The organism is Pseudomonas sp. KCJK8993, from assembly GCF_046230915.1.
Taxonomy (GTDB): domain Bacteria; phylum Pseudomonadota; class Gammaproteobacteria; order Pseudomonadales; family Pseudomonadaceae; genus Aquipseudomonas; species Aquipseudomonas piscis.
Map to the genome: position 1 here is coordinate 34,969 of NZ_JBJJLO010000034.1, position 20,215 is coordinate 55,183.

Sequence of the window (20,215 nt, forward strand, 5' to 3'; positions counted from 1 at the left end):
CGTTCGATTATCGAACAAATTATTGCAGAGCTATCCATGACCTCGACCCCGCAACCACCGACTGATCGCCGGCAAGCGAGGTTAAGATCCAGGACTCAAGTGGCGTCGGCATGGCTGATCCGCCCCTTGATCAACACCGCTGCGGTGGCCAATGCAGCGGGAATCATCAGGGCGCTGAGCACCTGCGCGAAGTTCCAGCCCATACCCAGCAGGGCCGCGCCCATCCAGGCGCCGAGAATCGCGCCGAACCGCCCGATGCCGAGCATCCACGACACACCGGTGGCCCGGCCCTGGGTCGGATAGAAACGAGCGGCCAGGGACGGCATCGCCGATTGCGCGCCGTTGACGCACATGCCGGCGACCAACACCAGACTGGCCAACAACGCCATGTTGCCCAGGCTCTGGCCAACGGCGTAGGCGAAGGCTCCGGCCAGCAGATAGCAGATGCCGATCACCTTGTGCGGGTCGAAGCGGTCCATCGTCCAGCCCACCAGCACCGCACTGAGCACTCCGCCAAACTGGAACAGGGCGCCGATGAAGGCGGCCTGCTCCAGGCTCGCCCCGCTGTCGCGCATCAGGGTCGGCAGCCAGCTGGTCAACAGGTAGACGATCACCAGCCCCATGAAATAGGTCAGCCACAACAACAGGGTGCCAAGGCTGCAGGTGGCCGAGAAGATCACCGCAAGCACGTTGCGCGCCCGCACCGTCTTCTGCTCCGGCACGCTGAAACTGCCGGCCTCGCGGACCAGGGCCGGGGCTATGGGTGCCAGGGCCTTGCGCACCTTGTCGGTGCCAGCACCGCGCACCACCAGGTAACGTGCCGATTCCGGCAGCCAGATCAGCAGCACCAGGACCAGGAGCAGCGGCAAGACTCCCCCTACCAGCAACAGGCTATGCCAGCCGAAGGCCGGGATCAGCTTGGCGGAGATGAACCCACCCGCGGCCATGCCCAGGTTGAAACCGCAGAACATGCTGGTCACCAGCAGCGATTTGTGGCGCTCGGGGGTGTATTCGGCAAGCAACGTAGTGGCATTGGGCATGCCCGCGCCGAGCCCCAGGCCGGTGAGGAACCGCAAGACCAACAACTGCTGGACGCTGGCGCTATAGGCCGACGCCAGGCTGAAGACGCCAAACAGCGCCACCGCGCCCACCAACACCACCTTGCGCCCAAAGCGGTCGGCCAGAGGCCCGGAACCCAGGGCGCCGAAAACCATGCCGATCAGCGCAGCGCTCATGACCGGACCGAGGCTGGCGCGGTCGATGCCCCAGTCCTGGGACAGCGCCGGAGCGATGAACCCCATGGCCGCCGTATCCAGGCCATCGAGGAAAACGATCAGGAAACACAGGATCACCACCCGCCACTGGTAGGACGACAGCGGTTGGGCATTGATGAGGGACTGCACATCGAGGCAGTTCCCTACTGCGGATTGCGGTTGGTTCATGGCTGTTCATCCATGCAAGGCCACCAGTGCGCAACATTCCGCCCGGGTAGGTCGGATCACGACGGCAAGGGCCAATCAGCCGGCAGGCAAGGCGACGCGGCAATGATGGGAACAAGGCGCACGGTGAACATGCTCATGGGGCTGGCCTCTTCTTTATTATTGGATGGCGCAACTGGGCGGATCGCACAGGGAATGCGGGCTGTGGATGTACGCAGCCCAAGACACTGGCGCGACATTAATCAGCCCGGGGAAACAGCGTCAATTCGCCAGGAGCGGATCTGGGCGTTTATCGAACAGCTTAAGTGAACAGTTGGGCGCTGAGTTCGCGGCTGGCGCTCAGCAGGCCGGGAAGAAAGCGCTGCTGCAGTTCGACGTGGCTGACCCGGCTGGCATGGGTGCTCACATTCAACGCTGCCAGCACCTGGCCTGACGCGTCGTACACGGGCACGGCGATCGAACGCAGCCCCTGCTCCAGTTCCTGGTCGACGATGCACCAACCCTGCTGGCGTACCTGGCGCAGGCACTCCAGCAATGCCTGCGGGGTATGCAGGGTGCGGCTGGTCTTGGCCTGCAGGTCGGCATGCTCGAGGTATTCGTGCAGCGAGGAGTCATCCAGCGCGGCCAGCAGGATCCGTCCCATGGACGTGCAATAGGCCGGCAATCGGCCGCCCACCGAAAGATCGACGGAAATCAGCCGCTGGGTGGTGGCCGAACGGGCGATGTAGAGGATGTCGTCACCCTCCAGGGTCGCCATGTTGCAAGCCTCGTGCAGCTGCTCGCTCATGCGGTCCAGGTAGGGTTGTGCGGAAACGGCCAGGGGCGTCGAGGACAGGTAGGCATGCCCGAGGGTCAGCACCTTGGGCAGCAGTGAATAGGTGCGTCCGTCGGTAGTGGCATAGCCGAGCTTGATCAGGGTGTGCAGGCAGCGACGCACTGCAGCCCGGGGTATTTCCGTACGGTGGCTGATCTGGGCGATGGTCAGGTGCCGCTTGCGCTCCTGGAACGCCTGGATCACCGCCAGCCCCCGGGCCAGGGAGGTCATGAAGTCCGGATCGCCGGTGAACGCCTGGATCCTCTTCGCCGCCGAGGCCACGATCGGCGGAGCCATCGAGGTGAAGGAGTTACGCATCTGATCGTTCATTTCAGGCTCCCTGCGGCGAGGCTAGCGATATTCGACATGCCGTACAGCGGATGATGGCGATAACGGACGATTATCGAACCGCCCATCGGTAAGCGCAATCAACCGTCCCGGAGCAATGACCATCAGTTCGTTGACTCTTGAAGGTAACAATCATCCGGTAAAATTACCGCCTCCCGTCAGGCAAAGTGCCGGGGAAACTCGGGCGCATGAAGATGAATAAAACTTGCGCGTAACAAAGGACTCACAATGAAGTTAGCAATTTTAAACTTCATAGACATCCAGTGAATCTTTATCGAAGCTATACTGCACGAACGAGGGAAATGGGCTCAGTTCCCCTTCCACCTCATCCAGGTGATGGACTGCGGTAACCAGACACCTGCCGCAAGCGCTTGACCCCAAACACTATTTGGCCAATCCGTTTGCAATAGACGACGCTGTTGCTACGACAGTCGTTTTCATCCGGTGACGTAGCCGCGTGCAATTAGAGGCGCGTTTGCAAGGATTGCCACTCCCAAGCCCGAGTGCTGGGGAGTCTGCTTTCCCGTAGGCGCGCCACTGCCACGCGTTACACCGGAATGGACCTTACATAATTAGGTAACACTGTGACGAAAGACGAACTGCGCGCGGAACTTGAGCGCCAGGAGCAACGTTACAAGGAAGTTTACGGTGGCGAGGTGACTCTTTATGCCGCCCAGCCCGAACCTGAACGCAAACCTTGGCGCAAACGCGCCAGCATTCGCGACCAGGCATTCATCCAGGAACTGCAGAAGATGGAAAAAGAGCTCAAGGCCGACCAGCCATGATGTGGGCGGCTTGAGCTTTCGAGGGCTTGCCTCCCTTGCCCGCACGATGATCTCGGCGGCAGGTAGTCCATTGATGCCCGCCTTCACGAGCCTCCAGTACGTCGCGCTATCGAAACGAGGAACGCTACCCGGCAGGCCCTCAGCGTGAAATTTCATACAAGCGTTTTAACCCTCTTGAAGCCGCCCCTGGCCACCAACCAGCAGGTTATGGCCCAGTAAAATCAGCGGGTTACCGCCCCAGGAAGAAATCGGAGAAAACTCTGCTCCGGGTCAGTTTTTTCGTTGAAGAATGTTACCGGTGAGCAGCTTGTGCGTTGATTAGTAGGGTTTTCTGGCATAATCGCGCCCCCTTATGACCGGGTCAGAAAACCTTCATGATCGATTTATTCAGCGGACTGGATGCTTGGGTGCTTGTGAGCCTCTTGCTCGCCCTGGCTTTTGTCCTCGCCTACGAGTTCATCAACGGCTTTCATGACACCGCAAATGCGGTTGCCACTGTTATCTACACCAAAGCCATGCCGCCGCACCTGGCCGTGTTCTTTTCCGGTGTATTCAATTTCCTCGGCGTGCTCCTCGGCGGTGTCGGCGTGGCCTACGCCATCGTCCACCTGCTGCCGGTCGAGCTGCTGATCAACGTCAACACCGGCCACGGCCTGGCCATGGTCTTCTCCTTGCTGGCCGCAGCCATCGCCTGGAACCTGGGGACCTGGTACTTCGGCATTCCCGCCTCCAGTTCCCACACCCTGATCGGTTCGATCCTCGGTGTCGGCCTGGCCAATGCCCTGCTCAACGATATCCCCCTGGGTGATGGCGTGAACTGGCAGAAAGCGATCGATATCGGCGCATCCCTGGTGTTCTCGCCCATGGCCGGCTTCATTATTGCAGCGCTGGTATTGATCGGCCTGAAGTGGTGGCGGCCGATCTCGAAGATGCACAAGACCCCGGAACAGCGGCGCAAGGTCGACGACAAGAAGCATCCGCCATTCTGGAACCGCCTGGTGCTGGTGATCTCGGCCATGGCCGTGAGCTTCGTCCACGGCTCCAATGATGGCCAGAAAGGCATCGGCCTGATCATGCTGGTACTGATCGGCATCGTGCCCGCGCAGTTCGTGCTGGACCTCAACAGCACCACCTACCAGATCGAGCGTACCCGCGACGCCACCCTGCACCTGAGCCAGTTCTACCAGCGCAACCACGAGTCCCTGGGCGAATTCCTGGCCCTGGGCAAAAGCGTGAAGGACGATCTCCCCGGCAAGTTCCGCTGCAACCCGCAGCAGACCGAACCGACCATCAGCGCCCTGCTGAGCAGCCTCAAGGGCGTTTCCGACTACCATTCGCTGTCCCCGGAAGACCGCATCGAAGTCCGCCGCTACTTGCTGTGCCTGGACGACACGGCCAAGAAGGTCGGCAAGCTGCCTGGCCTGGCCGCCCGTGAAAAAGCCGACCTGGACAAGCTGCGCAAGGACCTGACCGCCACCACCGAATACGCGCCGTTCTGGGTGATCCTGGCCGTGGCCCTGGCCTTGGGCCTAGGCACCATGATCGGCTGGAAACGCGTGGTACAGACCATCGGCGAGAAGATCGGCAAGCAAGGCATGACCTACGCCCAGGGCATGTCGGCGCAAATCACCGCTGCCGGCCTGATCGGCCTGGCCAACGTGTTCAGCCTGCCAGTGTCCACCACCCACGTGCTCTCCTCCGGCGTGGCCGGGACCATGGTCGCCAACAAGAGCGGACTGCAAGGTGGCACGGTGAAGACCATCCTGATGGCCTGGGTCCTGACCCTGCCAGCCACCGTGGCCCTGTCGGCCGGCCTGTTCTGGGCCGCCTCGAAGGTCCTGGGCACCTGAACAAATCCCGGCCAGAAAAAAGGTGCGACCCCTGGGGACGCACCTTTTTTTATGCCCGGCATTCGATGTCCGACCCTTTCCTGCAGGCAAAAAAAAGGGCAACCGAAGTTGCCCAAAATGCCTTGCGTGCTCGTTGCTCTGGAGAGACTTAAGGTTTTTTACGCTTGTTGGCGTCTTTCCAGATGAAGAATCCAAAACCTGCGAAGAACAGCACCATGAGGCCGACGGTCAGCACTCCGGCGAACACCACATTGTCGAAAAACATGACCAGCCTCCTGCTCGTGCCTCGTTGCGATGGAGCTAAGTTAACCAAAGAGGCGCAGGGGAAAATTGACCGGCGTCAATGACGCCAAGGACGGGGGGCGAGGAAGGGGGAATAACTGACCTATATCAACGGAAAACGCCCGGTTCAGCGCTTTTTCGGTTTGTTTTTAGGTTTTTTCTTCGGCTTGCCCAAGGGCATCGCTTGCTCGAATGCCTGGCGCACTTCGTTCAGGCGCTTTTCGTTGAGGTCATGCACGCGCTTGGCGCGTTCGGCGTTCAGGTCGATCAACTTGGGTTCTTGCTTCATGGCGTGCATCACGAAAGATCAATGGCGAATGGGGACAATAATGCGGCGTGACGCTGCCCCTGACCAGTCATCTGGCCTGTATCGGCACAATAAAATCTCTGCCTCGGGACCTTTTTAATCGCACAATGGCCCCTTGAACCGTCCCAGGAAAGCCATCGTGGAAATGCCCAAGCACCTGCCGCCGCTGCTGGCCCTGCGCGCCTTCGAAGCCGCAGCCCGGCACCTGAGTTTCAGCAAGGCCGCCCAGGAGCTGTGCGTCAGCCAGAGCGCCATCAGCCATCAGGTGCACAAGCTCGAAGAGCACCTGGGCCAGCCACTGTTCATCCGCCGCACCCGGGCCATCGACCTGACCCACGCCGGTGCGGCCTACCACCGGCAGATCCACCCGGCCCTGGAGCAGATTGCCCAGGCCACCCAGGCGCTACGGGTCGCACCTGCCCCCAAGGTGCTGCGCGTCGGCCTGCTGGCCTCCTTCGCCACCTTGTGGCTGGCACCGCGCCTGGCCGACTTCAACCGGCGCTACCCACAGATCCAGCTGGAACTGCAAGCCTGCATCGAACTGGCGGATGTCGCCGGGGCCGAGGTCGACCTGGCCATCCGCTACGGCAAGGGCGACTGGCCCCGGGTCAGCGCCACCCGCCTGCTGGCCGAACAGCTATCGCCGGTCTGCAGCCCCGAACTCAAGGCCACGACCCTGGCCACGGCCCCACGGCTGATGGCCCACTCCCAGCAGCCCTTCGAGTGGCACGACTGGAGCGCCTGCCATGGTTTCGACCTCAGCCCGCACCCGCCCGTGATGCTGCACGACTACAACATCGTGGTGGAGGCGGCGGTAGCCGGCCAGGGCCTGGCCATGGGCCGGCGCCGCTTGATCCAGCGTCACCTGGACCAGGGCAGGCTGGTTCAAGCCTTCGACCTGCCGCCCCTGGACAGCCAGATCGGCTACTGGCTGGTCACTGCCGAAGGCGGGGCAAGCCCGGCCGCGCAATGCTTCGCCCAGTGGCTGCAAGAACAGGCCGAACATCCATGAGCCATTTGGATACATCGGATTAGATCTATCCGTTTGTCGTCCCACGGAACGAAAGCCGATGCTGCAGGCCTTTGACCCGAGGACTCACCATGAACCACTCCTTGAAGCATCGCGTGCAGCAACTGGGCCTGGAACTACCGGAGCCCAGCCAGCCGGCCGCCAACTATGTCAATCACGTACGCAGCCAGAACCTGCTGTTCATCTCCGGCCAGATCCCCCTGCTCCAGGGCGAACCCGCCCTGCTCGGCCGGCTCGGTGAGAACCTATCGCCGGAACAAGGCGCCCAAGCCGCCGAACTGGCCGCCCTCGCCCTACTGGCCCAGCTGGGAGCGGCACTGGATGACGACCTGTCGCGCTTGCGGCGCATCAGCCGCCTCGGCGTGTTCATCGCCGCCAGCGGTGACTTCCAGGACCACAGCGGCGTAGCCAACGGCGCCTCAAACCTGCTGGTCAATGCCCTCGGCGACAAGGGCCGGCATGCCCGTACCGCCGTGGGCGTAGCCAGCCTGCCCGCCGGGGTCGCCGTGGAAGTGGACGGGATCTTCGAGCTGCAACCATGACCCTGTCGGGCCCGGCCCAACTTGCCCGGCTACGCCAAACCACGCCGGGCTGCGCGCGGGTCTGCCATTTCAACCATGCCGGTGCATCGCTGCCCAGCCAGGGCACCCTGGATGCCATGCACCAGCAGTTGCAGCACGAAGCCCAGCAAGGGCCGATGGAGGCCGCCACGACGACGGACTGGCCGGAACGGGCCCGCCGCCTCGCGGCCCGCCTGCTCAATACCTCGGCCGAAGCGATCGCCTTCGCCAGCAGCGGCTCGGCCGCCTGGAGCCTGGCCTTCAACGCCCTGCCCCGCTGGCGCAGCGGCGACCGGATCCTGGTGGGCCGCCACGAATGGGGTGGCAACCTGGCCTGCATGGCGCCAGCGATCGCAGCGGGGGCGCAACTGGAGATCATTCCCTGCGACAGCCATGGCGCGGTGTCGGTCCCGGCCCTGGAGTCGATGCTCGATGCACGGGTCCGCCTGATCGCCCTGACCTGGCTACCGGCCAATGGCGGCCTGATCAACCCCGCGGCCGCCATCGGCCACCTGGCGCGCCAGTGGCACATTCCCTATTTCATCGATGCCGGCCAGGCCCTGGGCCAACTGCCCTGTGATGTCCAGGCCCTGGGCTGCGACGTCCTCAAGGGCGCCGGGCGCAAGTACCTGCGCGGCCCACGGGGCACGGCACTGCTTTACGTGAGGCCTGGTTTTCTCGAACGGTTGCAGCCCCAGCAACGGGATGTGCTGTCGGCGCCCTGGGACGGCCAGGGCTTCAGCCTGCGCGGCGATGCCCGACGCTTCGAAACCAGCGAGGTGTCGCAGGTCCTGCTGGCCGGATTGGCCAATGCGCTACAGGAACTCGAGGAGATCGGCATCCAGGCCATCGCACAGCGCATCGCACGCCTCAGCGGGCTATTGCGCGCAGCCATGGACCGCATACCCGGCCTGCAACGCCGCGACCTGGGCGTACCCGGACGGCAATCCGGGCTGATCGCCTTCACGCTCGAGGGCTGGGACAGCCTGGCCCTCAAGGCGCAACTGGGGCGCCAGGGCATCAACATCGGCGCCAACGGCGTGGCCTACACCCCGCTGGACATGCAGGCCCGGGGCTTGGCCAACATCGCGCGGGTCGCGGTGAGCCATCTCAATACCGAAGGGGAAATCCAGCGCCTGCTGCGGGCGCTCGAGGAACTGGCCAGACGTGGTCCGGCGGGCTAGACCTGCACGTCCACCCAGAGGCCCTGGCGCGGGGCATCTTCGATCAGCGGTGCCACCGGCACCGTGTTGTCGGCATTCAACTCGTCACCGGGCACCGCCAGGTGCTGCTCGGGATCGTCCTGTTCCTCGCGCTGGCGTCGCTGCCGTTCCTGCTGGCGCTGCTGTTCCTCGCGCAGCAGCAGGGCCGACTGCTCGGCATCGCGCTTTTGCAGGTCGATGGTGCTTTCATTGGAGCTCTCCTGCACCGGCACCACGGGCGGGATGTCCGGGCGCTGGCGGATCGGATCCTGCTGTGAAGTGACGGGCACGGCACTCAAGGGGAGCATCGGTGGCAGCATGTTATAGGTCTCCTGTCAGCAGGCTGTCGGCTGCGGCATGGGCGACTTGAGCCATCGGTCGCAAAACTGTGACCCAGTCGTCAGCCGATAGTGCCCGCTACCCCGACGAACGCAGCGCTTACGCTACTTTTTATCCAGGGGTTTTCATCAGAATCCTTTGGACTGCAAGCAGGTTCCGTTAAGATAGTCGGCTTTTTCAAAGCGGGAGTCAGGCAGCATGGCGCAGCAGTATCAACCGGGGCAACGCTGGATCAGTGACAGCGAAGCGGAGCTAGGTCTAGGCACCGTTCTGGCACAGGACGGCCGCTTGCTGACCGTGCTCTACCCGGCCACTGGCGACACCCGCCAGTATGCGCTACGAAATGCGCCCCTCACTCGCGTGAGGTTCTCCCCGGGTGACAGCATCACCCACTTCGAAGGCTGGAAGATGACCGTGCAGGAAGTCGAGGACGTCGACGGCCTGCTGGTCTACCACGGTCTCGACGCACAGAACCAGCCCGTCACCCTGCCTGAGACCCAGCTGTCGAACTTCATCCAGTTCCGCCTGGCCAGTGACCGCCTGTTCGCCGGGCAGATCGACCCGCTGGCCTGGTTCTCGCTGCGCTACCACACCCTGGAACACACCAGCCGCCAGCTGCAATCGCCACTCTGGGGCCTGGGTGGCGTGCGCGCCCAACCCATCGCCCACCAACTGCATATCGCCCGTGAAGTCGCCGACCGCATCGCGCCTCGGGTCCTGCTGGCGGACGAAGTGGGCCTGGGCAAGACCATCGAGGCCGGCCTGGTGATCCATCGTCAACTGCTGTCGGGCCGTGCCAGCCGGGTGCTGATCCTGGTTCCGGAGAACCTGCAGCACCAGTGGCTGGTGGAAATGCGCCGGCGCTTCAACCTGCAGGTCGCACTGTTCGACGAAGAACGCTTCATCGAAAGCGATGCCAGCAACCCGTTCGAAGACACCCAGCTGGCCCTGGTGGCCCTGGAGTGGCTGGTGGACGATGAGAAGGCCCAGGACGCGCTGTTCGCCGCCGGCTGGGACCTGATGGTGGTGGACGAAGCCCACCACCTGGTCTGGCACGAAGAGCAAGCCAGCCCGGAATACACCCTGGTCGAGCAACTGGCCGAGACCATTCCCGGCGTCCTGCTGCTGACCGCCACCCCCGAGCAGCTGGGCCAGGACAGCCACTTCGCCCGCCTGCGCCTGCTGGACCCGAACCGCTTCCATGACCTGGCGGCCTTCCGCGCCGAGAGCGAGAACTACCGGCCGGTGGCCGAAGCCGTGCAGGAACTGCTGGACCAGGGCCGCCTGTCCCCCGAAGCGCACAAGACCATCCAGGGCTTCCTCGGCAATGAGGGCGAAGCCCTGCTGGCCGCCGTCAACGATGGCGACAATGAAGCCAGCGCACGCCTGGTGCGCGAATTGCTGGACCGCCACGGCACCGGCCGCGTGCTGTTCCGTAATACCCGCGCCGCGGTCCAGGGTTTCCCGGAGCGCAAGCTGCACGCCTATCCGCTGCCGTGCCCGGACGAATACCTGGAACTGCCCCTGGGCGAGCACGCCGAGCTGTACCCGGAAGTCAGCTTCCAGGCCCAGCCCGAGGCCAGCGACGACGACCAGCGCTGGTGGAAATTCGACCCACGGGTCGAGTGGCTGATCGACCAGCTGAAGATGCTCAAGCGCACCAAGGTCCTGGTGATCTGCGCCCACGCCGAGACCGCCATGGACCTGGAGGACGCCCTGCGCGTGCGCTCCGGCATCCCGGCCACGGTCTTCCATGAAGGCATGAACATCCTTGAGCGCGACCGCGCCGCCGCCTATTTCGCCGACGAAGAGTTCGGTGCCCAGGTGCTGATCTGCTCGGAAATCGGCAGTGAAGGCCGCAACTTCCAGTTCGCCCATCACCTGGTGATGTTCGACCTGCCCGCGCACCCGGACCTGCTGGAACAGCGGATCGGCCGCCTGGACCGGATCGGCCAGAAGCATGTGATCGAGCTGCACGTACCCTACCTGGAGACCAGCCCGCAAGAGCGCCTGTTCCAGTGGTACCACGAGGCGCTGAACGCCTTCCTGGCCACCTGCCCCACCGGCAATGCCTTGCAGCACCAGTTCGGTCCGCGTTTGTTGCCGCTCCTGGAAAATGCCGACGATGGCCAGTGGCAGGCCCTGATCGACGAGGCCCGTGGTGAGCGCGAGCGCCTGGAAGCCGAGCTGCATACCGGCCGCGACCGCCTGCTGGAGCTGAACTCCGGCGGCGCCGGCGAAGGCGAATCGCTGGTGGAGGCGATCCTCGAGCAAGACGATCAGTTCGCCCTGCCGATCTACATGGAGACCCTGTTCGACGCCTTCGGCATCGACAGCGAAGACCATTCGGACAACGCCCTGATCCTCAAGCCCAGCGAGAAGATGCTCGACGCCAGCTTCCCCCTGGGCGACGACGAAGGCGTGACCATCACCTACGACCGCGGCCAGGCCCTGTCCCGCGAGGACATGCAGTTCATCACCTGGGAACACCCGATGGTGCAGGGCGGCATGGACCTGGTGCTGTCCGGTTCCATGGGCAACACCGCCGTGGCGCTGATCAAGAACAAGGCGCTCAAGCCCGGCACCGTGCTGCTGGAACTGCTCTATGTCAGCGAAGTGGTCGCTCCACGCTCGCTGCAACTGGGCCGCTACCTGCCACCGGCGGCCCTGCGCTGCCTGCTGGACGCCAACGGCAACGACCTGTCGCCACGGGTGGCCTTCGAGACCCTCAACGACCAGCTGGAAAGCGTGCCCAAGGCCAGCGCCAACAAGTTCATCCAGGCCCAGCGCGACCAGCTGGCACCGAAGATCAACGCCGGCGAAGCCAAGGTCGCCCCACGTCACGCCGAGCGTGTGGCCGAGGCCCAACAGCGCCTGGCAGCCGACCTGGACGAAGAGCTGGCGCGCCTGACCGCGTTGCAGGCGGTCAACCCCACCGTCCGCGACAGCGAGCTGGTCGCCCTGCGCAAGCAACAGGAGCAAGGCCTGGCCATGCTCGAGAAAGCCGCGCTGCGCCTGGAGGCGATCCGGGTCCTGGTAGCAGGCTGATTCCCAGGCTTGGCACCACGAAACAGGCCCGCTCATGCGGGCCTTTTTTTATCGTCCGTAGCAGCCATGCCATCAGGCCGTCGCTGGCGCTGCAACCGCCTCGCCCGGCGCCAGCCCATCGCGCATGCGCTGGGCATCGCGCACGAAGCTGCGCGAGGCAATGCACAGGAACACCAGGGTCAGCAATAGCGCCACCGGGATCAGGTACATGGCATCGTGCAGGCCGATGGCCTTGAACGCCTCGGTCATCTGCCCGGCCCCGGCGGCGTCCATCGCCGCATGGGCAAAGCGGTCGGACAACGCCCCCACCACCACCGGCCCCAGGCCGCCCCCCAGCAGGTACAGGCCAGCGAAGAACAATGCCATGGCGGTGGCCCGCAAACGCGGCTCCACCACATCCTGGATCGCCGTGTAGACGCAGGTGTAGAAGTTGTAGGCAAACAACCAACCGATACTGAACACCGCCACGAACACACCGATCTCGATCCGTCCGGCATGCAGGGCCCAGGCCGTGCACAACGTGGAAATCAGCAGGCTGGCGGCGGCGAACAACAAGCGACCGTTGGCCACCCGCTGGTGGATCTTGTCGGCGATCCAGCCTCCCAGGGTCAGGCCCACCAGGCCGGTCACCCCGACCATGATCCCCGTGGCCACTGCCGCCTCCTGCAAGGGCATCAGGAAGTAGCGCTGCAGCATCGGCACCAGGAACGAGTTGCAGGCATAGGTGGCAAAGTTAAAGGCCAGGCCGGCCAGGGTCAGCCAGAGAAAGGTCGGGATCGCCAGCACCCGGCGGATCGGCCGCTCGATGCGTTCCAGGGACACCTTGCTGGCCTCCGCCGCCCCGCGCTTGGGTTCCTTGATGAAGAACATGAACACCGCCAGCAACAGGCCCGGTACCGCGGCGATGAAGAACGGCGCGCGCCAGCTGTCGAATGCCTTGACCATCGCCCCGATGGTGAAGAAGGCCAGCAACAGGCCCAGGGGCAGGCCGAGCATGAAGATGCCCATGGCCCGGGCCCGGCGGTGGGCCGGGAACAAATCGCCGATCAACGAATTGGCCGCTGGCGCATAACTGGCCTCGCCGATGCCCACGCCCATGCGCACCAGTAGGAAGCTCCAGAAACTGCCCACCATGCCGTTGACTGCGGTGAGCCCGCTCCAGACCGCCAGGCCCCAGCCCATCAACTTGCTCCGCGAGCCGGTATCGGCCAGCCGCCCCAGGGGCAGGCCGGCGATGGCATAGACGATGGTGAAGGCGGTGCCGATGATCCCCAGCTGGAAATCGCTCAGGTGCCACTCCATGCGGATCGGCTCGATGATGATCGCGGGAATGGTACGGTCGAAGAAGTTGAACAGGTTTGCCAAAAACAACAGGAACAGAATGCGCCAGGCATTCGCCGCTTGAGTCGAGTTATCCATGGGTCGATCTCTTTTATTGTTATTGGGCCAGACACACGCCTGGACACTGCAATCTAGTCAGCCATGGGGCCCCTGTCTGTGATCATTCGCCGGCCTGATACCTGGGCATCGCGGCGCGTCCTGGCAAACTCCGGAAAACGCTGCCCCAGCAGCCTCGGCCACCGGGCCACAGCCCCCGTACCCCGGGGCTTTACCAATATTTTCAAAGGTTTGGCAAAGGCTGAAAAAATACCTGGCGCCCCCCCTTCCCAAGGCCGATGCGAAGCCTAGAATAACCGCCTTCCCTCCCCCCCCATTCCGCCCCTTTCCCCGTTGTATCCGCCTATGTCCGAAGCCAGTCCGCGTCTGAATTGCGGTGCCTGCTGTTCATACTTTCGTGTGTCTTTTTTCTGGGGCGAATGCGCCTCGTCCGGTGGAACGGTCCCCGACGAACTGGTGCAGAGCATCACTCCCAGCCGGGTAGCCATGCTCGGTACCGACTGCAAATCGCCACGCTGCATCGCCCTTGAAGGGGAAGTCGGCAAGAGCGTGAGTTGCTCGATCTATGCTCAGCGTGGCAGTCCATGCCGGGAGTTCGAGGCTTCCTGGGTGGACGGCCAGCACAACGCCGACTGCGACGCCGCCCGCGCCGCGTTCGGCCTTGCCCCACTGGAGCCGGCGAACGACGAGCCCTGGTACGAGGAAAGCGCTTAGCACTTTTAGCGATAGACCCAATAAGCAAATCATTAGAGCCAAAGTGCCACCGTCCATTGCAGCCACCGAGCGCCTTCTATACTGCAAGCACTCGTTGGCGCTGATCCGCCGACGCCAGACGACTAAGATGACATGGGCACGCTATGGATTGGCTGGGTCTGCATTTCATTACCGAGCTTCCGGATAGCGGGCAGGTGGTCCTCCATTGCACCCACAATCCGGTTCTAGTGCTGCTGGCCTACCTGGTGGCCTGCGCCGCCAGCTTCGCCACCCTGGACATGGCCGAGCGCGTCAGCCATGTCGAGCAGCCGGGCAGCCAGCGTTTGTGGCGCTGGGTCGGTGCCTGCTGCCTGTCCGGCGGAATCTGGTCCATGCACTTCATCGCCATGCTGGCCTTCGAAGCACCGCTGGAAATCCACTACGACCTGCCGCTGACCCTGCTATCGCTGTTCATCGTGCTGATTGCCGCCTGGCTGGCGATGGATACCCTGAGCCACATGCAACTGCCGCTCTGGCGCTACTGCCTGGCCGCGCTGTGGATCGGCCTGGGCATCAGCGCCATGCACTACGTGGGCATGGCGGCCATGCGCTCCAGCGCCAGCCTGTACTACGACCCCAGGATCATGGGGCTGTCGGTGCTGGTGGCCATCGGCTGCAGCCTGACGGCGCTCTTGCTGTCCCGGCACCTGCGTGACGGCAGCGGGATATTCCACCAGTTGCTCAAGTACACCAGCAGCCTGGTACTGGGCGGCGCCATCGTCCTCATGCATTTCACCGGCATGTGGTCCATGACCCTGACCCTGCCCGCCGGGGCGCTGCCGATCTCGGTGACGCCCGACGGCAACCTGCAACTGGGGCTGGCTGTCTGCGCGATCATCCTGCTGGTCATCGGCAGCGGCATCAGCGCAGCCCTGGCGGACAAGAAGCTGCAGCACAAGGAGCGCGACCTGCGCCGGGTCAACGCCCTGCTCTCGCAGCTCGACCAGGCCCGTGCCTCCTTGCAGCACGTGGCCCATTACGACGCCCTGACCAACCTGATCAACCGCCGGGGTTTCAACCAGCTGTTCGCCGAAAAGCTGATGGAAAAGAGCACCTTCGGCGGCATGCTGGCGGTGATGTTCCTCGATATCGATCACTTCAAGCGCATCAACGACAGCCTCGGCCACGATGCCGGCGATGAGCTGCTCAAGGTCATCGCCGGGCATATCAAGAGCTCGACCCGCAACCATGAGGACGTGGTAGCGCGCCTGGGCGGCGACGAATTCTGCATCCTCATCAACCTCTATGAGCGCGACGAGGCCCGGAACATGGCCCTGCGCATCATGCATAAGATGAAGGAACCGATCGAACTGGGCGGGCGGCGCATGGTGATGACCACCAGCATCGGCATCAGTCTCTTTCCCGACGACGGCAAGACCTGCGAGGAGCTGTTGAAGAACGCCGACCTGGCCCTCTACCAGTCCAAGGATTCGGGACGCAACACCCTGCATTTCTTCAGTTCCAACCTCAAGACCCGGGCTACCCTGGAACTGCAACTGGAAGAAGAATTGCGCAACGCGCTGCGCGACAACCAGGCCTTGCAGCTGTACTACCAGCCGATCTACGACCTTCGCAGCGCCCGGGTCACCAAGCTCGAGGCCCTGGTGCGCTGGCAGCATCCACAGCACGGCTTGTTGAGCCCGGATCGCTTCATCAGCATTGCCGAAGCCAATGGCATGATCGCCGAACTGGACAGCTGGGTGCTGCGCAAGGCCTGCGAAGACCTGGCCTACCTGTCGCGCCATGGCCGCGGCGAACTGAAGATCGCGGTCAACTGCTCGGCGCTGAACCTGACCCGCGAGGAACTGGCCGGGGAAATCGACAGCGCCCTGCGCAACGCCCAGGTGGCCCCCCAGCGCCTGGAGCTGGAAGTCACGGAAAACGCGTTGATGGGCAACATCGCCAGCACCCTGGCACTGCTCAAGCAGATCCGTGGCCTGGGGGTATCGCTGTCGATCGATGACTTCGGCACCGGCTACTCATCCCTGGCCTATCTCAAGCGACTGCCGCTCAACACTTTGAAGATCGACCGTTCGTTCATCCAGGACATCCCCAAATCGACCCAGGACATGGAGATCGTCCAGGCGATCATCGTCATGGCCCACACCTTGCATCTACAGGTGGTTACCGAAGGGGTCGAGACCCTGGAGCAACAGCGGCTGCTGGAGCACTACGGCTGCGACTACCTGCAGGGCTACCTGCTCAGCCGGCCGGTACCGCTGCTGGAGCTGCCCGAGGTGCTGGACGAACTCGACCAGCGCCATGCCGGCGTCCTCAGCCCACGGCAGTCGGATCTCGATAAAGCTGAACCAGAGTCGCTGGATCTTTTTCCAGATAGCCCTGCCCACCATGCAGACGCATCAACTGCGCAGCTAACCCGCTGATCGGCGTCGCCGCCCCCTGCTCCCGGGACAGTTTCACCGCGCCATCCAGATCCTTTAGCAAGGTGCGGACATGCCATTTGACCGGTTCGAAACGACTCTCGGCCATCTGTGGGGCGAGAATCTGCAATGGCCGCGAATCGGCGAAGCCACCGGCCAAGGCCTCGGCCAACAAACGCGCATCGACCCCGGAACGCTCGGCCAGGGCCACCACCTCGGCAATCACCAGGGCATTGCAGGCGACGATCATCTGGTTGCAGGCCTTGGTCACCTGGCCCGCGCCCACCGCGCCCATGTGCGTGACCCGCTGCCCCATGGCCAGCAGCACGGGACGCACCCGCTCGACATCCACGGCCGTACCGCCAGCCATGATCGCCAGGCTGCCGGCCTCGGCGCCCTGGGTGCCGCCGGATACCGGAGCGTCGACCCAGCCCATGCCCGTATCGCGGGCCAGGGTGGCGGCCATCTCCCGGGTCGCCGCCGGTTCCAGGCTCGACAGGTCCAGCAGCAACTGGCCAGGCCGGGCGCCTTCGGCGATCCCGCCGGCGCCGAAGACCACCTCGCGCACCACCTCGGTATTGGCCAGGCACGACAGCACCAGGTCGGCCTGGTCGCAGAGCTGCGATGGCGCGGCGACTTGTCGCGCCCCGGCGGCCACCAGCGGCGCGCACTTGTGCGGGTTGCGGTTCCACACCACCAGCGGATAGCCCGCAGCCAGCAGGCGCTGGCACATCGGCAGCCCCATCAGGCCGATTCCGGCAAAACCGAGCGTAGGTAACGCTGACATCATATTGCCCTCATTTGATTAAAGATCATCGGATACTGGCCGATCCATCATGATTCAGGAAAGGATTCCCCCGAGCGTCGCTCAGAAAACACCCTGGCACCTTGGGCAAAATTCGCACTCCACGAAGCTGCGAGGTCCCATTCCGTGATGGCCCGCCGACACCTCGTCCGCGAGCCAACCTGACCAGGCACATGGCGCACAATGACTTCTAAAAACGATCCTGCCAACGCAGTCTCCGAGATGACGCTGACCTCCCCCAAACCAAGCCACTCAGATACGAAGCCATTGTCCAGTTCACGCCCCCAGTCGACCCAGCAGTACCTGTACTTCACCGAGACCAACACCGACCGCATCCTCGATAACCTCGATGGTCTGCGTGACACGGTATTCCCGCGGCCGGTGCACCTGGAAGACGAGCCGGAAAACCGCCGTGACCAGGAATTTCCCTCGGTCTGCCTGATCGGCCTCGGTCGCTGCGGCTCCAACATCGCCCTGGACGTGGCGGAGCTGGTGTACAACGCCCGCAAGTTCTACCTCAACGAATTCAATAACGAAGACAAGTCCTACGAAGGCGGCTACAGCCCCGGCCAATGGATCCGCCAGAACCTGCGCCTGGGCCAGAACAAGGCCAGCAAGCCGGTGTTCCTGGTGGAACCGCTGGTGATGCTCGGCGACCTGGACAAGGACATCGCCGGTCGCATCCGCTTCTCGCGCAAGGGCGAAAAGAGCGGGTTCATCCGCGACTACAGCAAGATGAAGATCATGGACCTCTCGGAAGTCCATGCCGGCGGCGCCGGTAACGCGCCGATCCTCGGCCAGTACCTGGCCAAGATCATCCTCAACAAGGACACCCAGCGCTTCTCCAGCCCGGAGTGGAAAATGATCCACTCGTACCTGATCGATTCCTGCGGGATCAAGGCCAACCAGTCGCGCCTGTACTTCTCGATCTTCAGCGCCGGTGGCGGTACCGGCTCGGGCATGGCCTCGGAATTCGGCCTGGCCCAGCAGTACTCGTACATGAACAAGACCTTCGACACCAAGCCGATGGACGAGCACGACAGCAAGAGCGGGCACTCCTTCGTCTTCGAACCGATCTTCACCAGCGGCATCTGCGTACTGCCGAATATCTCCGACCATCGCAGCGAAATGTCCGAGGCCCTGCACATCAACGCCGGGCGGCTGCTGTGCAAGTACCTGTCCGAGGAGTGGGACTTCTCCTACAACTTCGATAACGAAGACAGCAGCGAAGCCAGCGTCATGGGGCGAATCCGCCCCTGGAACGCAATGATGCTGATCTCCAACGACATCATGCGCTACGCCGAAGAAAGCGATGACGGCAACATCCAGAACATCGACGTCAACGCCATGGAGAAGCACGCCAACCAGTACATCTCCCAGCAGATCTTCAACATCCTCACCGCCCAGGCGGTGACCACCGACTACGACCAGAACTACTTCCGGCGCGCCGGCATCGATATCGGCGAGACCATCCGTCTGGACGCCAACGACCTGTTCATGAGCCTGGCCGGCCCGGTGGCGATCGCCTACGCCGAATCCGTGGTGCCGGAACAGCCGGTGCCCACCGGCGACAAGTTCAAGGTGTTCGAGAAAGAGCCACAGCGCCTGAACATCGACGATCTGTTCTTCCGCTCCATCGACCTGCCGCACTTCAACAAGCAGACCCAGGCCATCGAGGGCATCAGCCTGCTGCCGATCGAATCCAAGCGTTATCGCGCGGCGCTGGAGCAATACAAGGCCTCGGGCTTCGACGCCGCGGCGCTGCACGACCTGCATTTCTTCAAGAACTGCTCGTCGGTGGTGTCCATCGTCTCGCTGCCCAAGGACTACAAGCTGTCCTACATGGACCTGAACCGCCTCAAGACCCACCTCAACAGCCTGTTCCCCAACACCACCCTCAAGCGCTACGCGCTGGTGATCGGTGCCTCGGCCAACCTGTCGCTGACCACCCTGATCGCCAAGAGCCCGTGCCTGTCGGACGACTTCCTGACGCTGATCGTGGCCTTCATCAAGCGCTGCTTCGCACGTAATCCGTACCGTTTCGACGACACCCTGGACAACTCGGTGCTGGACTTCATCACCAGCGACCATTTCGACGAAGACCGCATCGACGACCTGCTCAACGAGTTCGAGAACCCGGCGAAGATCCTCGACACCAACTGGTATGCGATCAAGCCGATGTACGAGAAGAAGTACCGCGAGCTGATCAACGACAAGGACAAGTTCGTCTCGATCAACGACATCCGCCTGTCGCGCGATTGCGTGAAGAAGGCCATCAAGTACCTGCGGGAAATCTACCGCCACCGCATCGGCAAGACCCGGGTCATCTCCCTCAACCAGCACACCGGCAAGACCGCCTACTGATGCTCGAGCACCGGCCAGCCTCATCGGCTGGCCGGTGCTCGGGTCATGCAAAGGGAAAGGATCAGGACGCTTGCGAAGGCTGCCGGGGAACAATTGGGCAGCTCGTCGGATGGGCTTGAAACTGTTCCCCTTCCGTGAACGTCACCTTGGCCAAAAGAACCCGTGGGGCCTTTCTCTACGGCAAGGTGCCATCACTGGATTCACGGTTACTCGGCTACACACTTTTGTCCGACAAAAGCCTGCACCCGTTCAGCGCACGGCCTCAGCTCGGCGCCCTTTCCTGGACCAGGATCCAGGGTGATACCACCACCGCCCACAACGTCGGATCGCGTTCCAGCAGATCGGACGCCCGCGTCGCAGACAGCTTTTCAACATTACCCTGGGCCAACCAGGCCGCCACTTTGTCCGCCTGGTTCTCGGCCACGGCCTGGGCCACTTCGATCAGATCCAGGTCGGCATCGACCCACAATAGGGCACCCTTGGCGAAGAACCGCTCCAGTTCCTTCCAGC

At 63.3% G+C, this 20,215-nt stretch carries 16 protein-coding genes and 1 pseudogene; 9 read left to right on the plus strand and 8 right to left on the minus strand.

What is annotated here, in order from left to right; all coding sequences use genetic code 11:
• Positions 1-95: 95 nt before the first annotated feature.
• Entirely contained in the window at positions 96-1,442 is a 1,347-nt protein-coding gene (locus tag ACK6AU_RS13500) for an MFS transporter (protein ID WP_185697904.1), read from the minus strand.
• 298 nt (positions 1,443-1,740) lie between these two features.
• Positions 1,741-2,583, minus strand: coding sequence for a pca regulon transcriptional regulator PcaR (gene pcaR / locus ACK6AU_RS13505; RefSeq protein WP_185697903.1), 843 nt, complete (start codon positions 2,581-2,583; stop codon positions 1,741-1,743).
• A 602-nt stretch (positions 2,584-3,185) separates the two neighbouring features.
• Here pcaR and ACK6AU_RS13510 point away from each other — a divergent pair.
• Both ACK6AU_RS13510 and ACK6AU_RS13515 read left to right on the plus strand, forming a co-directional pair.
• Positions 3,186-3,386, plus strand: coding sequence for a hypothetical protein (locus ACK6AU_RS13510; protein WP_185697902.1), 201 nt, complete (start codon positions 3,186-3,188; stop codon positions 3,384-3,386).
• 374 nt (positions 3,387-3,760) lie between these two features.
• A complete protein-coding gene (locus ACK6AU_RS13515; protein ID WP_185697901.1) occupies positions 3,761-5,236 on the plus strand; it encodes an inorganic phosphate transporter in 1,476 nt (491 codons plus the stop codon).
• Between the two features lie 148 nt (positions 5,237-5,384).
• Here the strand turns inward: ACK6AU_RS13515 and ccoM are convergent, their stop codons facing one another.
• Together ccoM and ACK6AU_RS13525 are read right to left on the minus strand one after the other, a co-directional pair.
• Entirely contained in the window at positions 5,385-5,501 is a 117-nt protein-coding gene (gene ccoM / locus ACK6AU_RS13520) for a cytochrome c oxidase subunit CcoM (RefSeq protein ID WP_007959205.1), read from the minus strand.
• 144 nt (positions 5,502-5,645) lie between these two features.
• Positions 5,646-5,807 (minus strand): hypothetical protein, encoded by a 162-nt coding sequence (locus tag ACK6AU_RS13525; RefSeq protein ID WP_185697900.1) that lies wholly within the window; start codon positions 5,805-5,807, stop codon positions 5,646-5,648.
• Between the two features lie 163 nt (positions 5,808-5,970).
• On the opposite strand from ACK6AU_RS13525, the gene gcvA reads away from it, so the two are divergent.
• The 3 genes from gcvA to ACK6AU_RS13540 all read left to right on the plus strand — a co-directional run bounded on the left by gcvA (position 5,971) and on the right by ACK6AU_RS13540 (position 8,599).
• Positions 5,971-6,837 (plus strand): transcriptional regulator GcvA, encoded by an 867-nt coding sequence (gcvA, locus tag ACK6AU_RS13530; RefSeq protein ID WP_409299600.1) that lies wholly within the window; start codon positions 5,971-5,973, stop codon positions 6,835-6,837.
• An 89-nt stretch (positions 6,838-6,926) separates the two neighbouring features.
• Positions 6,927-7,397, plus strand: coding sequence for a RidA family protein (locus ACK6AU_RS13535; RefSeq protein ID WP_185697899.1), 471 nt, complete (start codon positions 6,927-6,929; stop codon positions 7,395-7,397).
• The gene (locus tag ACK6AU_RS13540) at positions 7,394-8,599 is read left to right on the plus strand and encodes an aminotransferase class V-fold PLP-dependent enzyme (protein ID WP_409299595.1); all 1,206 of its coding nucleotides are present in this window, start codon (positions 7,394-7,396) and stop codon (positions 8,597-8,599) included. Before ACK6AU_RS13535 ends, ACK6AU_RS13540 begins: the two co-directional genes overlap by 4 nt.
• Here ACK6AU_RS13540 and ACK6AU_RS13545 read toward each other — a convergent pair.
• The gene (locus ACK6AU_RS13545; RefSeq protein ID WP_022642750.1) at positions 8,596-8,937 is read right to left on the minus strand and encodes a hypothetical protein; all 342 of its coding nucleotides are present in this window, start codon (positions 8,935-8,937) and stop codon (positions 8,596-8,598) included. The two genes, ACK6AU_RS13540 and ACK6AU_RS13545, sit on opposite strands and share 4 nt — an antisense overlap.
• Before the next feature lie 217 nt (positions 8,938-9,154).
• On the opposite strand from ACK6AU_RS13545, the gene rapA reads away from it, so the two are divergent.
• The gene (gene rapA / locus ACK6AU_RS13550; protein WP_409299596.1) at positions 9,155-12,004 is read left to right on the plus strand and encodes an RNA polymerase-associated protein RapA; all 2,850 of its coding nucleotides are present in this window, start codon (positions 9,155-9,157) and stop codon (positions 12,002-12,004) included.
• Between the two features lie 72 nt (positions 12,005-12,076).
• On the opposite strand, the pseudogene ACK6AU_RS13555 reads toward rapA, so the two are convergent.
• Positions 12,077-13,447 (minus strand): annotated as a pseudogene (locus ACK6AU_RS13555) (spinster family MFS transporter); the annotation flags it as partial.
• Positions 13,448-13,747: 300 nt separating this feature from the next.
• Between ACK6AU_RS13555 and ACK6AU_RS13560 the strand changes: the two are divergent.
• Positions 13,748-14,116: a YkgJ family cysteine cluster protein gene (locus ACK6AU_RS13560; RefSeq protein WP_409299597.1), complete on the plus strand. Its 369-nt coding sequence runs from the start codon at positions 13,748-13,750 to the stop codon at positions 14,114-14,116.
• Between the two features lie 143 nt (positions 14,117-14,259).
• Positions 14,260-16,539, plus strand: a complete 2,280-nt coding sequence (locus tag ACK6AU_RS13565) for a putative bifunctional diguanylate cyclase/phosphodiesterase (RefSeq protein ID WP_409299598.1) — start codon at positions 14,260-14,262, stop codon at positions 16,537-16,539.
• Here the strand turns inward: ACK6AU_RS13565 and ACK6AU_RS13570 are convergent.
• Positions 16,430-17,326 carry an NAD(P)-dependent oxidoreductase gene (locus ACK6AU_RS13570; protein WP_185697893.1) on the minus strand — a complete coding sequence of 299 codons (897 nt, stop codon included), beginning with the start codon at positions 17,324-17,326 and terminating at the stop codon, positions 16,430-16,432. The two genes, ACK6AU_RS13565 and ACK6AU_RS13570, sit on opposite strands and share 110 nt — an antisense overlap.
• A gap of 198 nt (positions 17,327-17,524) precedes the next feature.
• Between ACK6AU_RS13570 and ACK6AU_RS13575 the strand changes: the two genes are divergently transcribed.
• Positions 17,525-19,705, plus strand: a complete 2,181-nt coding sequence (locus ACK6AU_RS13575) for a hypothetical protein (RefSeq protein ID WP_185697892.1) — start codon at positions 17,525-17,527, stop codon at positions 19,703-19,705.
• Positions 19,706-19,967: 262 nt separating this feature from the next.
• Here the strand turns inward: ACK6AU_RS13575 and ACK6AU_RS13580 are convergent.
• A partial coding sequence (locus ACK6AU_RS13580) for a DUF2288 domain-containing protein (protein WP_409299599.1) occupies positions 19,968-20,215 on the minus strand: 248 nt, incomplete at its 5' end.